Below are 18,645 nucleotides of genomic sequence, written 5' to 3'. Positions count from 1 at the left end.
GGGGGACTGAAATCTCCACATCGCCAAAGCTGGTGCGGAGATTCTTGCGGCTGTGGCCGTTACGGCTGTTGTCCGTATCCTTGTTCTTGTAGTCATACTTACCATAGCCCAGGGAGTCATCCAGCTCTGCTTCAAGGCCATTCTCCATGAACTCTGCTATAGTTTCCTTAAATAAGTTCTGAATGTCCTCCATGCTGGTGACGTTGCTTTCTTGCAGCAGTGCCCGAATCTTCTCCCGGCGGGCTTGCTCTTCTGGGGTGCGTGATTTTCTGCTCATAAAAATACCTCCCAAGTGATGTTCCCATTTTACATCACTTGGGAGGTTTACACAAAATCCGGGGTAGACTCCGGGAAACGGGAGTGACATTATTAAAGCCCCCATTAGGGGGCTTGTCTCACTTCATAATTGTCTTACTTATATTGGCCAGTGTTTTTTTATAGCGTCTACCCAATTACATGAGGGGTTAAATATCCATGTATAGTGAGGTGACGCTTTTGAGATTGATGGCGTAATTATGATTTTGCGACATATGCTTGTTCTATCACTCCAGTTGGCAAGGTACATAGGTGCTAATTGATAAGACTTTCTTTCAGAAGGACTCCCTGGTGTGAAACAATTTGTTGTTTTTTTATCCTTACTATATAGGAAGCATCTTCCGTTACAATTTCCACCCATTTTTTTTATTTGCTCACTTACCACATTAAATACATCTGTTAATGGGTCGCTACCTTTTAAATTGGTGGTGATTAAAATGTATGCATCTGATGCGGCATGATTATTTATGAATTCGAAGACATGATTTATATAACGACTATACCTACTAGAAAGTTCATTAGAACCTGTTAGTAGGTCGCTGAAGCATCCAAATTCATAATGTGAGGTTTTGAACGGAATCATTTCAATATTGGCTATAGGGTACTTTTGTAGAGTCTGTAGTAAATATTTAGTAATGTTTTTTTCATTGTCGCGTTTAATAAGGTTTATAAGTTCAGTCCATTTAATATGTTTAGAAGAAGTACCTCTCAATAAAGCCAAGTGTAGAGTAATAATATCTTGGTAATACGGGCTCGTCGATTTTCCTTCTTTATGTCCTAAAACACGCCAGTAATTATTATGTAATATATCATCGTTGTTATTAAATCCACTATAATAATCAGCCGAGCGTCCATTGCGTATATTGCGTATGTCATCGGGATGATGATAGTTTGCCAAATCAGCAAATGATGTGTTTTTAGGAAAGAATCTAGGTTCCTTTCTCCAATCCTCTAAAAAAGGATTTAATCCCATAAAAACATTTTCAAACTTATCGCCCTTCTTGAGATTTCCTGTATATTGAATTGGACATGGTTCAATATATCCAAAATCATCTTCATCGGGGCATCCTACTAACATTTCTTCCTTGCATTTTAGTTGTTCTTTTGTTGCAGCACATATATTTTTTAAGGCAGTATCTATTTTCTTTGGCTTATCTTCAGCATTAGCTAATTCCTCTGCATTCTGTAAGATAGGTGTATAAGGGTCGATTCCATCCCTAATATCTTCTGCTATCAAATCTTCAAGTATCAAATCTTCAAGTAACTGAATATAAATGTCTTTTTTATTATCTTTATTATTTGTCATAATATGCATCTCCTATGAACCTTACCATGCTATAGTACTTGTTTCGACAGACACTAGGAGATTCCTGCAATTCCTAGAAATCTTTCTTTCATCCTTAGAGATAGAGGCAAGAGTATGTTATAGTTTGTTTTCAGGTGGTATGCCTAAAATGGTGTTTAGCATCATATCAGATTTTTCCTTTTGTTTGGGATTAACTTGATATTTGTCAGAGGGGATATCCATCATCTCTCTCCACATATCGGCAAAGGCAATCTTCTTCTGGTCTTCTTCCAATTGCTCTTGGTCAATTGGGTCGTGTGGGCCATTTTCGTATGCCTTGATAGCATTCAATGAACTTTCCAGACGTTTTTTTAGTTCAGTGCGAATGCTATCCGGTTCGACTACCATTACATTGGTGCATTGAAGTGACAGCCACATATACAGACCTTCGTTAGGCTGTACGGTAATGATAGCGCTGATAACTTTTTCTCCATCAGGGAAGGTGCGGTCAGTAGGGTAGGCTTTGATGGTATAGCGGTCCAGATTAAATTGTGCCATAAGAGTACCCAAAAAGTTTTTGCGGAAGTAAAGGCGTATATCTACTAAAGGGGAATCATCGTGGAACATGAATAGATTTTCCCGCATATAACGGTCTAGCGAAAATTTTACCAAGGCTTTTCTATTGCTTATGCGATGTTTGTCATCTTCGGTTGATGCCTTTTTGGCATATTCCACTACTGCTTTATACTCAGGGATTGTACGTTGGATTGTATAGCGACGGTATTCCTTCATATCTCTTATGGAGCAGGCAGGTTCATAATCAAGTTTTGCCGGTTCTGCAATCAGGGAAACCTTAAAATGGCTTAAATGCTTGCCACTGGCGCTGTCATGGCGCTCACAGTGGGCAATAAGATAGCATTCATCCATGTTCCACACTAGATAGTAGGGAGAAACCACATACTGGATTGTCTTTCCTGTTTCCTTATCCGAGCGTTTCTTCATATTGTCCGGGTTGCGGTCATGGTGCTCGTAGTAGGTGAACCTAAGCTTTTTCTGCTTCCAGATGGCATCAAGTATGGTATTGATGATAGGCAGGGTGGCTCGAGTGGGCTTGCGGCGTGGGGATGTACGCTGCATTTGTTTCATCATGATATCCAGATACTCTTCACCCAGGTCATCTGTGTTATTGAGGAACTTCTGTAGAAGGGAGCGTGTCTCTGCTGTGGAGATAGCCACGGAGCGATAAAGGGCCTGGGCGATGATGGAGAACTCGGCAGCTTCAAAGGTGAATTTGTTACAGTAGTATCCATCCTTGGCATTTTTACAGGTAGCGATATGGTAGAGGCCGCTTTTGTTCATGGCCTTGATATGCCGTCCCACAGTGGAGGGGCTGATGGTGGCGGGAGGTTCGTCAGGGTATAGTTCCTGCCAGGCAGCGGCCACATCCTGAATAAGTTCTTTGGTGGTCTTGGGGTGTTCGCGATTGGTATCTTTAAGTGCATCAATCAGGAGCAGGAACAGAATGGATTTGTCTGCTGCCATAGGAACTGCCTCCTTTGTGTTACTTGGGGACGCAAGCCTTATGATAGTGTGCTTGCGTCCTCCTATCTATTTGACTATCTGATATATTCGCCGTTCAAGGAAAATCCCGTGGCACGAATATCTTTTTGGGCTGGGGCAATTTTCGCCCAACCGTTTTCTCTGGCCAGATTATACCATTTATCTGCCAGGCGGCGGTTGATATAGCTGCAGTACTGGTCACGATAAAGCAGGCTCATGACATATTGGGCTTCCGGGTTGTTTGAGAAGGCTGCCTCAAAGAGAGGCTTGGCTACGGCGTAATTCTCAACCCAATATGCGTATTCATCATCTTCCAGTTTGGGGCCGCGGGGACGCAGGAGAGAAGCTTCGATAAGGTTCTTGTAGAAATACAGGTAGTAGCCAGAGCGAATCTTTTCTTTAGGCACTGCCAACAAATCAATAAGGCTCATCTGTTCCCATTCAGCATCTGCATCTACTGGACCGATGGTGAAGTCCTGCTCCAGGGCATGATATGAATTTATATGCGGAGGATATTTCTCTTCAATATCGAAGTGATGGAGCCATTTCATATAAGCTATATGGCATTTTGCCTGCAATAGGCTGTCTTTATAATCCCTGACATTGCAACATCGGACAAAGCCATCCTCGAATTCTATCGTGGCAAGGTACCTGCCATTTCTCTCGATGACGTATACGGGATGTGTTTTATCCCCTCTGCTGCCGTGGAATCCATATCCACGGGTAATACTTTTATAGCGTTCGGAGGAACGTACCAGACGAAAGGTATAATCATTAATCTTGCACTCTCGCTCAAGGTCGGCAGAGGTGAACGGAATATTCTCATCCAGATGCGCCAGATTTTGATGCAGAATTGAGAGTCTGTCATGTATATCTTCGGTCATTCCTTGGTGCAGGATATCCTGCATCAAGTCTGGGGGGAGTTTGTCAAAGTGCTGGCGGAAATAGTGAAGGCCGGTATATTTCCAGCTCCTCCAATTTTTTTGCTTTTCCAAGAGATAGCCAGCCAGCTCTTCCTGGGTGCTATTTTCCAGCCTCCACAGGCAGTAGAATTTCAGGTCTTCATACTCAATCTGAAGGGAATCTTCTTTGTCCTGTCTGATGTGAAGCGGGTCAAAGAAAAGGTTGTCAGAGTAGTGCTTGTCCATGGTCTGACCGCAGAAGGCACTGAGGTGATAAAAATTCTGGATGAGGCTGGCATTAGTGATACCGAGCTCAGGCAGCAGGAGATAGAGAATGAGGCTGGCGGGATTTGTCTGATAGAGGCTGCTCATCTCATCTGTTGCGGGTATGGAAAGTTCTTTCGCCAGAATGTCAAAATTATCCTGCTGTTCCTTGGGGAAAAGCAAGTCAAATTTCTCCTGGCCAAAATACTTGCGGAAAAAGAAGATATTCATATCCAGGGGCCGGTGGAGCAGTGCCAGCAGCCACAATTCGTAACGGTCATCGCGCCAGAGATGGCCATAGCCCATTGTAGCCTGGGGCAGGGGCACCATCCGGACACCAGCTCCGTAAAGCCTTGTAGCCTCAGTGTAAACAGCCTCGACAACTGCCTTCATAATCGGAGCCGGAAAGTTTGGGGCATATGTTGGCTGCTCAGGGTCATCCAATCGCAGGGTGTGAGTAAAGGATTCTCTGGAGAATCCCTTGGGTATAGCGATGAAATCCTCTTTTTCATTTTTCAGCCAAACAAAATTGATTGTCACCTTGCTGGAGGTGATATGCACTGCACCAGTTTTGGGGCGGGGGGATATCTGGTAGCATACGTAGGGAGAATCATGGGGGGAATCATAACTGTAATCACTCTGGTATGAAGAAATGCGTACGGGAGCAAGCAGGCCGATGAGCTTGCAGCCTTCGACAGTAGTAAGCCCAGAGGCTTCATACTTATCAATATCTTCATAGGCCTGATGCTTATCGCACCACGCCTTGCACCATTCTTCACCTGTGCGCTCGCAATAATGGGTTGCCACTATGACAATGGGGGCCTGAGAAAAGCTGCTGTCGACCAGTTCTGTGTCATGGCTTTCCACCCAGGTATCATGTTCCAGGTCACGTTTAAAAAATACATCCTGCATGGCCATTTTCCTCCGTATCAGATGCCAAAGTCCCTCATGCCCTTGCGTACTGTTCTCAGAGCCTCATCATAATTCACCGTTGATTTTTCCTCCTTGAATTCCAGGGGAACAGGAGACTGCTTGAACATTTCCACTTCTTCTGCTGACAGGAAGGTGTACTGATTCCGCATGATAGCATTATAGGAATCACCCTCCTGCAGGGAAATCAATCCTTTGATGACCTGACGCTGCACCTTTTGGATTTTTTTTCCATCCCGATATATTTTGTTGGGAATCAGGATGTAGAACAGCATCCCCAGTATCAGCGAGCAGACTGTACCAAACAGGAGAACAAGTACGCTGGTGGCAGGAATATCTGCTCCGGCAAAATATCGCATGGTTAAGGGAACTGTGCCGACCAGCCCGGAAGCAATGCCGATAAAAACAAAGGAGAGGGCGAGCTGCTTAATATAGCGTATGCGGTTAAGGACACATTCATTCAGGCGGGTTACCATATTATTAAGACAGTCGCGGGTATATTCCGGGTCATAGCCATCAATAATCATATTTTTCCCCACTCTGTATATGGTGTTGTTATACGTCTTGTCATTACACGCCGCCTCCAGAGCCAGGATGCCCTGATTCCTTGCTATGTAAGAAAGGCCGACGAAAAGCCTGGCTACAAACAGGGGTTCATGGGGAATGAGCTTATGGGTTGCGGGAGCGTCATCATTTATTTCATCACGCCAGCAGCGGCTCACTACCCCGGAGGGGAGGCAAAGCAGGATGCTACCAACAAACAGTATTGCGGGATACCAGTGGCTTTCGTAACAGTAGATGCCGAAGGTGCCTGCAGCCAGAAGTGCCAGACCTGCAGCGATGCAGAGGATATTGTCTTTCATGGTAACTGTCTCCTTTCAGGATTCCAAAGACTTTTTGTTCCAGTATTCATAGCGTTCCTTGTTGTACTTTATCAGTGAGTAGTATTCAGATGAGCCGTAGCACATAGCCAGAGCCTTTTGGGCTTCTGCATTTCCTGCTATAGCTGCCTTGTAGATTCTCTCAGCATAAGGGTAGGTGGCCATCAGGTATTCATACTCAGAAAAGAATACCTTATCTTCGGGCACCGAGCGATACAGAATCTTGTTTTCGGTAAGAGCATCTTTGAGCTGCAGATAGTAGCCGGGCCTGATATCTTCCTCAGGCAGATGCAGAAGCTCATAAAGGATATTCTTTCCAGTTTCTTTGATTGGTTCTGCTTTGACCTCCTGGTCGAGGATTTCGTAGTCGGATTCGTAGTAAGGGCCATATTTCTTATACAGTCCTGTCCACTTCAGCCAGCGCAGGACAGCCGTCCTGATGTCAGCGTTGTACAGGGAACTGTCATATATGCCACCACCGCTATTGTAGATAATGGTTTTGACAATCTTATGTACCAGCAGACAGGCAACGTTCCTTCCTTCTTTCAACACAGCTACCCGGAGCACGCCATCATTCTTGATAGAGGGAAACATACGAGGTTGGCAGGTTAAGATTATCCGCATGATAGAATGGAATTCTTCGCTGGTGTTTATCAGTTTGAATTTAAAATCGCCAATTCTGCAGGCATAATTTTTTTCAATTTCAGTATAGAAGAAGTCAGGCCAGTTGAGCTTACGCTTATTGATGGCATCAATCATGGCGTTTTCCATCTCAAGGCTGCATCCCTCGGTAAGTATCCTCTGACGAATATCTGCTGGAATATCCGGATAATAGTTGTAAAAGCTTTTAAGAAAGTGCCAATAATACGGCTCCCATGTTTTCTGCAAGCTCAAAAGATGATGTGCCAGAGCTTCTTCATTGGTTTTGTAGAGATACCACTGGCAATAGAAGGAAAGATGTATTTTGTTGGCATTGCTCCGATAACCTCTTCTGGCCAACAGCATGGTCCTTACTGCCTCATCGTCCTCAAAGAATTCTCTGGAGAAAGTTTCTTGCTGTATATGATTGGCGGCATAGATTTCTAAATCTTTCTTACAGACTGTGGGGAAAGAATTGCCGAAAAACTGAGGCTCAGCAAGGAAGGGCTGGATAAGCTGCGGCTGTTTTATCCCAAGAGATTGCAGGATAGCAATCATTATCGGGGCATATGGATTTGTAGCGTAACTATCTTTCAAAAAAGTAGACGATTCAAGATTGAGTTCATTGCATAACATGGTAAAGCCGTTATTTGACTGTCTGGAGAATATGACGGATGCATTATTACCATAGCCAAAAACTTGTTTGAGAAGATAGAGATTCATGTCAAAGGGATTGTGTAGGAAAGCCTCCAGCTTCAAGCGCCCGTCGTCCAGAAAGGGGGGATTTCGCAAATTAGCTGGCAAGCTGGGACGCTGGTCAAATTCTGCCTCGGCGGCCTCCATCATATAAGCAAGGGCGGCATCCGCCACGCAGTCTGGAATATTTCGGCAATGCTTTTCCCGATAAATCCTTTCTTCACGGAAGTTAAAGGTAACTTCCTCAGTGCGAAAACCTCTGAGGTCAGGAATCCATACCACTCCATTTGTACGTTTGTCTATAACTCTGCCCCACCAAACCTCCGGGATGTCTTGAATAAGGGCAACAGCTCCAATATTCTCATGGTAGATAACCCGCCAGCGTATAGGAGAAACCTGTATTTTTGCGAGTTCATCACCTTTCCAATGAAAGCCCCCCTGCAAAAGACCTTGCATTTTGCAGCCCTCTTTGGTGGTAAGCTCCATGTCGTTTATACTGTTTACTACTTCATATGTATGGTGCTCTGTACACCACACCTCCTGCTGAGATGGCGATGAAACTGATTTCTTCCTGAGTACAATCTGATGCACCGGCACCAGATTCATATCGCTCGTCACATATTCTGGGTTCATACACTCCTTCCAGCTTTCGCTGGTCAGGTCATAGAAAAATGCACGTCTTTGCATTTCTTAGCCTCCTTTCGTCATTTCAAATTTCTTGTTTTCCTAAGCATATCATAAATATTTCTTTATTTAGCAGGAAAAAACCTTCCTATGTCAAATATGATAGAGGAAGAAAAATAAGAACATGTTCTAATGATTTATATGTTAATATATATATATAATTAAACGTATAATACATAGGTGTGCTACATTTATGTGGTTTATAATTATATTCGGAGGAAGCAAAAATGGGATATTTAGACAAATTTGCTGGATTCCTAGAAAACACATTTAATTCAAATCCTTCAAATAACAATAAATTTGATAGAACTGGAGAAGAAGAATTTTTAGAAGGAAGAATAACAAATGCTGTAAGTAAGTTTCAGCAGAAATACAAAAAAGGAGATAAGCGTTCTGCATATTTTTTGGGAATCATATATGAAAAAGGATATGGCACTATAAAACGCGATATCACAGAAGCGAAAAAATATTTTCATAATGGGGCGGATTTAGGAGATATACTATGCTTAGCACATTTATATGCCCTAGGTGAAAATATACAGTTCAATATAGATTCGATAATTAGTTCAGTAAAATCTCTTGCAGATAATGGAAATATTTTTGCAATGAATGAAATGGCTATAGTATCCAAAAATGACGATTCCTATTTATGGAACGTTAGGGCAGCAGAGTCAGGATATTGGAAAGCAATGCATGACCTTGCAATTTATTTTTGGAAAAAAGGCAATTATAATAGTGCTTTTCAGTACGCTAGTATGGCTGTTGATAAAAAATGCATCGTAGCCTATCGCTTACTTGGTGAATGCTACGCTAGTGGAAAAGGCATTGAAAAAAATATCGAAAAAGCTGTAGGACTGCTTATAGGATATAATTCTGTAAAACCAAATGTTAAGGTACAAGCACGAATAGGAGAGTTATATTATTCTATAGGCGAAAAAAATAAAGCATTCAAATGGTTTAAGCAATCATTTGAAGGTGGCAATGATGATGTAGCTTTTTATGTAGGAGAAGGTTACTTATATGGAATGGGTGATGAATGTGATTATGAAAAAGGTATGCAATTATTGAAAAATGCTGCAGACAATAACAACGGAGAAGCATGCCAATTATTAGGTATCCAATATTTGATTGCTAATCAAAAAGAGAAAGGGTGGAACTATGTTGAAAAGGCTGCGAATCTTGGTGCAATAAATGCATGTTTTAACATAGGAAATCGTTATTTAAATGGGATAGATAAATGTGAGAAAGATGTAGAAAAAGCCATCTATTGGTTAGAAAAAGTCGTAAATAGCGATGAAGTACCCCCTAATGCTAAATTAAAATTAGGATTAGCTTATGTTGATAAAGATAATGATATTAAGAGAATTGACGATGCCAAAAAGTTTTTAAATGAAACTAGAATACTATATATGAATAAAGACGAAACTTTGGATTTAGAAAGTTGGGAAAGACTAAAAAATAGAATTGATGAATTGGAACCTAATTCTATGCAGGGTGATAGAAAAATATCAAAACTATTTTACCAAGGAGAAAGAAAAGTGTCAGTTAATGATTCGGAGATTAATAGTCATATTGAATTATTCAAAGAGGTTAAAAACTTACTGGATGCTGTTGAGGAGAAAATTAGAGCGGATGAACGTTTTAAGGTTAATTTCCACTTTCGTAATCTCCTTGGATTGAACATCACAGAGTATTTAATGTTTTTAGCTGATGCAGATGGTGAGATTAGTTGGGATGAATGCTATATACTTGGCAAATGCATAGATGTTTCTAGCGCTTCGCCAGAATCGGTGAAAGGACATTTAAATAAACTTTCTAGCCCAGAAGAATATTTTAGCAAAATTCCAGATGTAATACCTTTCGCTATAGCACTTGATAACGTGTTGGACGAGATGGGATTAAATATGTCTCCAAAATTTACGGAGCTTATTTATAACTTATATAATGACATGGGATATTTACTTACAAAAGTTGATGGTGATATAAGTAGGAAAGAGTTTATAATACATAGTAAATATATACAAATGATAAAAACATATATTGAAAAAGAGAGAAAGAATGATTCTATATCCAGTTACAATCTTAAAATAGAAGAAAAGAAAATTAATATTAAAAAAGATGTTAATCACATTGTAAATGAAGGAGAGGAAGAGTTAGATGAACTTGTAAAACAATTAAATAGTCTTATTGGTTTATCCGGTGTAAAAGAAGAAGTGAAGACACTTATCAACTTAATAAACAACAAAAAGCGGCGCGAAAAAATGGGATTAAAATCTAAGCCCATGTCGATGCATTTGGTATTCACGGGTAATCCTGGAACGGGTAAGACAACCGTAGCAAGGCTTCTAGGCAAGATATATCACCATTTAGGAATTCTGTCCAAAGGACATTTTGTAGAAACTCAGCGGTCAGGATTAATAGGCGGCTATGTTGGTCAGACTGCAATAAAAGTCCAAGAAGTCATAGCGAATGCTCTTGGTGGGATATTGTTTATAGATGAAGCATACTCTTTAGCTGGTAAAGGTGATAATGATTATGGCACGGAAGCTATTGATACGCTATTGAAGGAAATGGAGGACCACCGTGATGATTTGGTGGTAATTGTGGCCGGGTATCCTCAGGAAATGAACACTTTCTTAGAGTCAAATCCCGGTCTGCCTTCTCGTTTTAACAAAATCATCCATTTTGTAGACTACACGCCTAAAGAATTGACAGAGATATTCCTATACCAATGCCACCAAGAGGACTATCATATTGATAAGTCTACTACAGAGTACATCATTAATCTATTTACACAACAGTACAATAATCGTGACAAATATTTCGGAAATGGCCGTTTTGTCAGGAATTTCTATGAGAAGGTATTGGCATGCCAGGTAAACAGACTGGAGGAACTAGGTGATGCTGCCACAAAGGATGAATTGCAACATATATCTTTGGCGGATGTTAGGGAAGTAGAGATAGAGGATGTGCATTAATAAATATCCCCCGGCATAGCCGGGGGTTTTACTTTTACGGCCAGTAAGGCTCTCATGGTACTAGCTAACCATTAACTACCGTAGAAGACCTTATTTACAGAAAAGCTTCACAGTCTCCTATAGTAAACGTCAGAACAGATAACAGATTGTTGATTGGTCATATGGAGAACTAACAATCTGTGTGATTTATAGGTTGTTATTAGTTTAGACGTTTACTATAACAACTTAGATTTGCTACCCCTATTACCGTTTACTACTCTCATCTATCGCTATATCGATTTTAGTTCATCTGCATTTAGAGCAACATATCGCCACAAATGTGACAAGAAAGAATACTTAAATGGCTCAGTTTCTTTTATTTCTCTTAAATCCCACTCATTAATCTTTCTGAGGGTTCTTATGTCACAATAATCTTTTTTGTATAAGATATTGATTTCTGATTTAAATTCTTGAGGACTGGAATTCTTTTTATACTCTATACGCCCAGAAAAGCCTACAAGATAGGAACCCCAATTAGTAGTAGTGTAGTAAATATAATATTTATCAATAGGATGTTTTTCCATAAACAATTTAAGTTGCTTAACTTTATCACTACATATAAGTTCTTGTGCATATCTATTTTGCATAGCTCTCTTATTTCTTACTTTTTCGAATGTTTTTGGTGGAGCGTAAGGGTCTTCTACATAAATAATAAATATTATTACTTTTGAGTTAATAGCCTCTGAATACTTAACATTTTCGATGGTGAGGAGTTCTTTGGCAATTTTTTTTGTGTCGAAATCGTCTTCGGTACATAAACAAAAACGAATATACATTCCATTTTCTAATTTGTCTTTTTCTATATCTCTCAGCACAACAATAATGCTCCTTTCTTAGAATTTCTCACAGGAAAAAGAGTTGTAACAATTGAAATTTCTTCCTTTTGTTTTACCTTACCAGCATTTCAGGAAACTTTTCAAATCTTCCTATAGCTACATATTAGCACAATGGTGCACAAATAATGCCATGAATTTTCCTGTACTATCATATTTGACAGTACAGGAAAAATTCCTTCTCAGTGCACCATTTTTTCATGCTAAGATTTAGCTGGGCAAAAGACAGGAGGTGCTGGGTGATGCTGACATATAAATTGAATCTGTTTCTCACTGTTGTGCGCGAAGAACTGGCGGAAGTGCCGTCAAGGTTGGGCAGGGGCACGAAATTGGGCAGGGTGGAGCGTGAAAAATATGTTGCTGCCTTGGATTGGACTGACTTCAATCAGCGCATGGGACGTGACTGTGATACTGCGCCGGTGGCTGTTTTTGCCTGTCAGGGCAAAGACCAGGAGATGATGCTGGTAGCTGTAAGCAAAAAACGTATGCTGACGGCCGGAGAAGTGGAAAAGGACATCGAAAATTGTCTGAATGCGATGGAAGTGTCCATCACTGCATGCAGGGTGACGGATTTTCAGGAGATAACGCTGTCAGAGTGTTGCAATGCTCTACTGGCAGGAGAGAACAACAACATGCTAAGGAATGCCTATCGTGTCTTCTCCATTTTGGGGCTTATAGCCGTAAAAGAACAGGTTGAGCCTACCCGCCGCAGGGATGAGTGCCGCATGGATGAGTCCCTAGTCAAAGCATTTTTCCCCTCTAAAAAGGCTGCATTAAAGCATGTAAAGGAAATCATGGGGCATAGCACTCTGAAAAAAGAAATGGAACGTATCTACCACAGCGGAAACCATCGCTGTTTCGTAGAGCATCCTGTTCATTACTTCGTTCGAGCCTCCAGCAGGCGTGTAGCTCAGGAAATTATTGATGTTCTGGTAGGTGGTCTTTACGCTAACGGCAGACTGCTTAGCAAGCGTATGGCATACTTCTGTGACTTTGAGACAAACTGCAACAGGGCTAGATACATGAAAGGGATGCTGGCTCCGGCAGGATATTCCACCGTGGCCATAGAACTTTCCTGCAAAGACCCATCCACGGGAAGCCGCACCTTACATCAGGCCAATGAGGAACTGGAATTCAACAAATTTCTATTGGATGAGGCCATAAGGAACAATCGTGATACGCTCTTTATCTTTGTGGAGATTTCCGAGCAGAGAGATAAGCTGGTACAGAAATTCCTGCGTGAAGTGTCTGAGGCTCTTGATATCGTTGTCTTGCAGGAAGGGGAAGGGAACGAAGCAGATGTGCGTGCTTACCTGCATCACATGACAGTAGAAAAGAAAATGCCAGACTTTGCTGATGAAGATATGGAGGAAGCTTTGGAGGAAAGGAATTACACTCCTAGCAGGGCTGAAAAGATATTTGAGCACCTATGCAGGAAACGTCTGCACAGGGATTATTTCCCATCATACAGCTCTCTGAAGAACGAAGTGGAGCTGGCCGAAGATAAGTCCACGGAAGAGGAGAAGATGGCTTCTCGGCAGCTTCGGCAGATGGTGGGACTTGATAATATCAAATCACTACTGGAGCGTATCCTGGCAGCCCACAAGATGAAGCAGCTCCGTCTGGAGCTCAACATGAAGGGAAATCATATACCGCTCCACATGGTCTTCGCTGGCAATCCTGGTAGCGCCAAGACTACAGTGGCTCGCCTGCTTGCCGGAATCATGAAGGAGGAAAAGATTTCTTCAACCGGGGCCTTTATAGAGTGTGGCAGAAGCGATTTGGTGGGCAAATATGTAGGTTGGACGGCCAAGAATGTGAAAGAAAAATTCAAAGAAGCTTCCGGCGGCATCCTCTTTATTGATGAAGCATACTCTCTGCTGGATAGCTCCAACACCTTTGGAACTGAGGCCATCAACACCATAGTGCAAGAAATGGAAAACCACCGTGATGATGTGCTGGTCATATTCGCGGGCTATCCCGACATGATGAGGGATTTCATCGACAGCAACTCTGGCCTTCGCAGCCGCATTGCCTTCTATGTAGATTTTCCTGATTATGATGTCAATGAGCTGGATGAAATTCTGTGCGTGATGGCCAAAGAGCGAGGATATCGCTTGAATAAAGGCATCCGTAGGAAATGTCGCGTTTTTTTCCAAGATGTGGTGCGGGAAATGAACTTCGGCAATGGCCGCTATGTGCGGAATTTACTGGATGCTGCTATCCTGCGTCAGGCAGAGAGACTTATGAGCACAGGGCAGAAGGTCACCCGACAGAAGGCATACTGCCTTACTATGGACGATTTTCAGAAGGTCAGCATTTCTACAGAGAAGCCAAAAACACTTATGGGCTTCCAAACCCTATATGCCTGTGATGATTCCTATGGGATGTAAGGAGGCTTAAATGTACGAACGAATACTGGTCATAGGCGATATACATGGGCAATGGGACAGATTCAAGTCCCTTTACGGGCAGATAGATTTTCAGCCAGAAAGGGACTTGCTTATCTTCCTGGGCGATTATATTGACCGAGGACGCAAATCCCTTTATGTGCTTGATTGGATGTACGAGCATAGGACTGAGGAAAATATCATCATGCTGCGGGGCAACCATGAGCAGATGATGATAAACTATTACGAATCCGAGGGAAAACGGGATATATGGCTGTGGAATGGGGGAGATGCCACCCGCCGTGCTTTGATGAAACAAAGCAGTGAAGTACAGGATAAGTGCCTCACCTTTGTCAAAAGCCTCCCCCTGCACTTCCAAATCTCGGCAGGGGGGAAGAGTTTCTTTTTCTGCCACGCTGGCATCAACCCTAACCAGCCATTGGATGAACAGGATGAAGATACACTGCTCTGGGCTAGAGAGGAATACTATGAGTTTTATCAAGGCAAGGACATCATTGTTTCTGGACATACACCTGTCAGTCATATTATTCCAGGTGCCACAAGACCCATATACCGCAGAAATATGATTTTGGTAGATACTGGTTCCTACCTTGTTAAGGGACATATTTCTTGTGTTGATGTTCTAAGTGGTAGGATTTGGCAAAGCAAGGATAGAAATGATGAGCAGTAACGATGAAGGGAGCGAAGTATATGAATTTGTCAAAAACCAAGTATTGTTGTGGTGTCCAGTGTCCAAAGATGCTCTGGCTGCACAAGAATAACCCCGACGCCTTTGACCAATCCACTGTCAAACAGTCCGTATATGATACAGGAAATGAAGTAGGAAACTACGCAAAATCTCTTTTTGGAGAATATGAAGAAGTACCTTACGGTAATTATCCGGAAATGATTGCGACCACGGATAAAATGATGGCAGATGAAGTTCCCAATATATGTGAAGCTTCCTTTTCTTTTGAAGGCTTGTTCTGTAGAGTGGATATACTCAGGAACCTCGGTGATAAAAATGTCGAAATCTATGAGGTGAAAAGTTCTACAAAACTAAACGACATATATTTTCACGATATTTCATTCCAATGCTATATTCTGGATAGACTGGGGTATCATGTGCGCCGTGCTTGTTTGGTAAACCTTGATAGCAGTTATGTCAGACATGGTGAACTTGATTTGCAAAAACTCTTCAATTTCAATGATATGACCGATAGTGTGATGAATTCACTTAATTATGTAGAAAAAAATATCCATCGGTTTGACGAATATATGAAGCAGGAAAATGAACCTATTGACGATATAGGATACCAATGCAGCACACCCTATAAATGTGGGTTCTGGGCTTATTGTACGAGAAATCTCCCAAGGCCTAACTGTTTTGATATACATAGGGTTCAGGAAAAGACTAAATTCAAACTTTATTACAAAGGATTGATTTCATTTGAAGACATTTTGACTGCTAAAGAATTGGATGATAAGCATAAGATGCCAATAGAGCATGAAGTGAAATCTTTGCCTCCCTACATAGATAAAACAGCGATTCTTCACTTCTTAGAAGGGCTAAATTATCCGTTATACTTCCTTGATTTTGAGACATTTAGTCCAGCCGTACCTATTTATGATAATTCCAGGCCTTATGACAGACTTGTATTTCAGTATTCGCTCCATTACATACAGACAAAAGGGGGAGAACTCCGCCATAAAGAATTTCTGGCCTCTCCAGATGAAGACCCAAGGCGCAAAGCGGCAGAACGACTGTGCGAAGATATACCATCTGATTCCTGTGTTCTGGCATATAATATGGTTTTCGAACAGGGGTGCATCAAAAATCTTGCGGAGCTATATCCAGACCTTCGGTCTAGGTTGATGGAAATACATGACAATATCCAAGACTTGATGACTATTTTCAAGAACAGGGAATATTACACCGCTGCCATGCACGGCTCATATTCCATCAAATACGTCCTGCCAGCGCTTTTCCCCAATGACCCAGATTTTGATTATAAGAATTTGGAAGGTGTGCAAAATGGAGAAGATGCCTCGCAGACCTTCCTACGCATGGCCATCATGTCTGAAAGCGAGCGCGAGATACATCGGAAGCAGCTTCTACAATACTGCAAACTTGATACCTTAGCCATGGTGAAAATATGGCAGAAACTGCAGGAAGTTGTACAGCAAGAATTTTGACCTTTTGAACTGAGAGGAATCACATATGGAATTGATGGAGCGTTATCAAGCTTTGAAGGACAAGGTAAGTGTCCGAAAAGAGGAATTTGCTGACCTTATGAAGTACATTGAAGATGAGACCTCATATCTTACGGCACCGGCATCTACAAAATTTCATCTTTGTCGGGAACAAGGACTGCTGGAGCATTGTGTCAATGTGGCAGAACACCTGTTGAAACTCAAGGCGGTCTTGGCCCCGGAGATAAGCGATGAAAGCTGTGTGATTGTGGCCTTGCTGCATGACCTGGGCAAGGCTGGGATGCCGGGACAGCCCCAGTACATTAAGAATGAGCCGACTGCCAAGCAGAAAGCTGCAGGGTTCCCTGCCACTACCCCGTACCGCTTCAATAAGGAATTGCTGTATCTAAGTGTCCCCATCAGAAGCTTGTATTTGGTTGCCAGTCGTTTTCCTTTGACAGAGACGGAAGCACAGGCCATTGTCTACCACGATGGTCAGTATGTTGAGGATAATCGCAGCGTAGCCAACAAGGAGGAAAAGCTCACTCTGCTTCTTCAATATGCCGATAGCTGGAGCGGGTTCATTGTGGAAAAAGATGTCTGAATTCTAAACTATAATAAGCGAGCCAATCTGTAATTTGCAAAATTGCAAATTACAACCGGCTCGCTTGTTTTAATTAAAAAGTCTTGAATTGTCTAATCGTATTTTTTCAAATGGCTTCCAGCCATTCTTAATAGCTTCTCTAAGCCAGTATTGAGACTTGCGAGAATTTGTATTGGTGAAACAGGAATTTGTATCGTAAAGCAAATACATAACATATTGTGCTTCTGAATTTCCACCCCAGGCAGCGGCAAAGAGACGTTTGGCAAAAGGAAGCGCTTTCGTCAAACGGTGCTTATCATCATGGATTTCACCATATGATGCAGTGTGTCTCTTTGGTATTCTAGCTGCTGACAGGCTCAAATGCAAGTCAAGATAATACCCTGGCTTTACATCTTTTTCAGGGAGCATCAACAGGTCTTTAAGGGCAGGCCGTTTATTTAAAGATGGTTTATTTACAACAAGGTAGTCTTTTATGCTTTCGTATTCCTTGCTCGAAAGGTAGCTTTTATCAATACCTACTAACTTTGCCCAACAATCTGTTACAACATACAGTTTTACCGCTTTCAGTAGACTGGGAATAAAATATGCACCATATTCTTTTTTTACTTTTGCACCAGATAATATCAGTGTAAGCAGGTAACGCCCCTGATGCTCTACTGCTACTAAGGCTGTGGCTCCGTCAAAAGGATTTTCATTTTCTACGAAATTGCCAGTTGGCATAGAATTGGTGATATTTTTAAAGGTTTCACGGGAAGAAATCAAACGGAAATTATAGCTGTTTATCCTTTTTTCATAGATTTGATAATCATTTTTAGTATAGGCATAATCAATCTGGTTATTTTCTTGTATATCTTCTATAGTAACAGGTGGTGGGATTTTTTCCTCAGAGCATTTTTTAGCCAATTCATTATTTTTAGACAGGGGTTCATTCTTTTCATATTCCCGCCAGAATCGTAAATGAGGCACGATACGAACACGGCCATCACTTGCATCCTTCTCCCAAGTGTGTGATACACTGAGATATTTATGGATATATTGTATAGTATTTGATGGTGCATTCTTTTTCATTGTCCAATAGCCATAACACTCACCCTGAGAAGGATGCTGGTAAATATTGAACCCACGCATAGCAATAAAGACATCAGCCTTAACGAGGCTGTCCCAAATTCTGTGTAAACTCCATATCGTGATGTAAAATTGTTATTAAAACAAGAGGTTTAAGCCCTTGTCACTAATACCAACCATATTTCTCTCTGCACGTCAAGAAATCCTTGAACGTGCAGATTTTTTATTCCGGAAGCCTGTCTTCATAATAGACGGCCAGCTGGGCATGGATAATGCTCCAATCCTGGCGGCGGCCTGTCCATTTCTTCGTTATGTCCATCATGGCAAGGTAGAGCATTTTCAGCAAGCTGTCATCTGTCGGAAATACGGACTTGGATTTCGTCACCT

Annotated in this window: 13 protein-coding genes; 5 read left to right on the top strand and 8 right to left on the bottom strand. The window is 41.7% G+C overall.

Annotation, left to right across the window (positions count from 1 at the left end; all coding sequences use genetic code 11):
* The 6 genes from BLW59_RS15280 to BLW59_RS15255 form a co-directional block, all read right to left on the bottom strand.
* On the bottom strand, positions 1-277 hold a 277-nt coding region (locus tag BLW59_RS15280), incomplete at its 3' end, for a transposase (protein ID WP_175463474.1).
* 138 nt (positions 278-415) lie between these two features.
* Complete coding sequence (locus BLW59_RS15275) at positions 416-1,621, bottom strand: hypothetical protein (RefSeq protein WP_074698466.1); 1,206 nt, start codon at positions 1,619-1,621, stop codon at positions 416-418.
* A 117-nt stretch (positions 1,622-1,738) separates the two neighbouring features.
* Positions 1,739-3,142 (bottom strand): helix-turn-helix transcriptional regulator, encoded by a 1,404-nt coding sequence (locus tag BLW59_RS15270; RefSeq protein WP_074698465.1) that lies wholly within the window; start codon positions 3,140-3,142, stop codon positions 1,739-1,741.
* 74 nt (positions 3,143-3,216) lie between these two features.
* Complete coding sequence (locus BLW59_RS15265; RefSeq protein ID WP_074698464.1) at positions 3,217-5,238, bottom strand: hypothetical protein; 2,022 nt, start codon at positions 5,236-5,238, stop codon at positions 3,217-3,219.
* A gap of 17 nt (positions 5,239-5,255) precedes the next feature.
* Positions 5,256-6,119 carry a hypothetical protein gene (locus tag BLW59_RS15260; RefSeq protein ID WP_074698463.1) on the bottom strand — a complete coding sequence of 288 codons (864 nt, stop codon included), beginning with the start codon at positions 6,117-6,119 and terminating at the stop codon, positions 5,256-5,258.
* Positions 6,120-6,134: 15 nt separating this feature from the next.
* Positions 6,135-8,159 (bottom strand): hypothetical protein, encoded by a 2,025-nt coding sequence (locus BLW59_RS15255; protein ID WP_074698462.1) that lies wholly within the window; start codon positions 8,157-8,159, stop codon positions 6,135-6,137.
* 224 nt (positions 8,160-8,383) lie between these two features.
* Here BLW59_RS15255 and BLW59_RS17195 point away from each other — a divergent pair, with 224 nt between their 5' ends.
* Positions 8,384-11,134, top strand: coding sequence for an AAA family ATPase (locus BLW59_RS17195; protein ID WP_081348570.1), 2,751 nt, complete (start codon positions 8,384-8,386; stop codon positions 11,132-11,134).
* A gap of 269 nt (positions 11,135-11,403) precedes the next feature.
* On the opposite strand, the gene BLW59_RS15235 is transcribed toward BLW59_RS17195, so the two are convergent.
* Positions 11,404-11,988, bottom strand: a complete 585-nt coding sequence (locus BLW59_RS15235) for a hypothetical protein (RefSeq protein WP_074698461.1) — start codon at positions 11,986-11,988, stop codon at positions 11,404-11,406.
* Positions 11,989-12,248: 260 nt separating this feature from the next.
* Here BLW59_RS15235 and BLW59_RS15230 point away from each other — a divergent pair, with 260 nt between their 5' ends.
* The 4 genes from BLW59_RS15230 to BLW59_RS15215 are packed head-to-tail and all read left to right on the top strand — an operon-like array spanning position 12,249 to position 17,193.
* A complete protein-coding gene (locus tag BLW59_RS15230; protein ID WP_074698460.1) occupies positions 12,249-14,399 on the top strand; it encodes an AAA family ATPase in 2,151 nt (716 codons plus the stop codon).
* A 10-nt stretch (positions 14,400-14,409) separates the two neighbouring features.
* On the top strand, positions 14,410-15,087 hold the full coding sequence (locus BLW59_RS15225) for a metallophosphoesterase family protein (protein ID WP_074698459.1): 678 nt from the start codon (positions 14,410-14,412) through the stop codon (positions 15,085-15,087).
* Positions 15,088-15,107: 20 nt separating this feature from the next.
* Entirely contained in the window at positions 15,108-16,592 is a 1,485-nt protein-coding gene (locus BLW59_RS15220; RefSeq protein ID WP_074698467.1) for a DUF2779 domain-containing protein, read from the top strand.
* 25 nt (positions 16,593-16,617) lie between these two features.
* Positions 16,618-17,193 (top strand): HD domain-containing protein, encoded by a 576-nt coding sequence (locus tag BLW59_RS15215; RefSeq protein ID WP_074698458.1) that lies wholly within the window; start codon positions 16,618-16,620, stop codon positions 17,191-17,193.
* A 69-nt stretch (positions 17,194-17,262) separates the two neighbouring features.
* Here BLW59_RS15215 and BLW59_RS15210 read toward each other — a convergent pair whose 3' ends face one another.
* On the bottom strand, positions 17,263-18,261 hold the full coding sequence (locus BLW59_RS15210; RefSeq protein WP_139283715.1) for a hypothetical protein: 999 nt from the start codon (positions 18,259-18,261) through the stop codon (positions 17,263-17,265).
* Positions 18,262-18,645 lie beyond the last annotated feature (384 nt).

The sequence above is a fragment of the Selenomonas sp. KH1T6 genome (assembly GCF_900108415.1).
Taxonomy (GTDB): domain Bacteria; phylum Bacillota; class Negativicutes; order Selenomonadales; family Selenomonadaceae; genus Selenomonas_B; species Selenomonas_B ruminantium_A.
This window is presented reverse-complemented; position numbering and strand designations above follow the sequence as displayed.

Bases quoted from the DNA above. Each gene is read 5' to 3' on its own strand.
- BLW59_RS15275 (WP_074698466.1), bottom strand. From the start codon at position 1,621: ATGACAAATAATAAAGATAATAAAAAAGACATTTATATTCAGTTACTT.
- BLW59_RS15270 (WP_074698465.1), bottom strand. From the start codon at position 3,142: ATGGCAGCAGACAAATCCATTCTGTTCCTGCTCCTGATTGATGCACTT.
- BLW59_RS15265 (WP_074698464.1), bottom strand. From the start codon at position 5,238: ATGCAGGATGTATTTTTTAAACGTGACCTGGAACATGATACCTGGGTG.
- BLW59_RS15260 (WP_074698463.1), bottom strand. From the start codon at position 6,119: ATGAAAGACAATATCCTCTGCATCGCTGCAGGTCTGGCACTTCTGGCT.
- BLW59_RS15255 (WP_074698462.1), bottom strand. From the start codon at position 8,159: ATGCAAAGACGTGCATTTTTCTATGACCTGACCAGCGAAAGCTGGAAG.
- BLW59_RS17195 (WP_081348570.1), top strand. From the start codon at position 8,384: ATGGGATATTTAGACAAATTTGCTGGATTCCTAGAAAACACATTTAAT.
- BLW59_RS15230 (WP_074698460.1), top strand. From the start codon at position 12,249: ATGCTGACATATAAATTGAATCTGTTTCTCACTGTTGTGCGCGAAGAA.
- BLW59_RS15225 (WP_074698459.1), top strand. From the start codon at position 14,410: ATGTACGAACGAATACTGGTCATAGGCGATATACATGGGCAATGGGAC.
- BLW59_RS15220 (WP_074698467.1), top strand. From the start codon at position 15,108: ATGAATTTGTCAAAAACCAAGTATTGTTGTGGTGTCCAGTGTCCAAAG.
- BLW59_RS15215 (WP_074698458.1), top strand. From the start codon at position 16,618: ATGGAATTGATGGAGCGTTATCAAGCTTTGAAGGACAAGGTAAGTGTC.
- BLW59_RS15210 (WP_139283715.1), bottom strand. From the start codon at position 18,261: ATGAAAAAGAATGCACCATCAAATACTATACAATATATCCATAAATAT.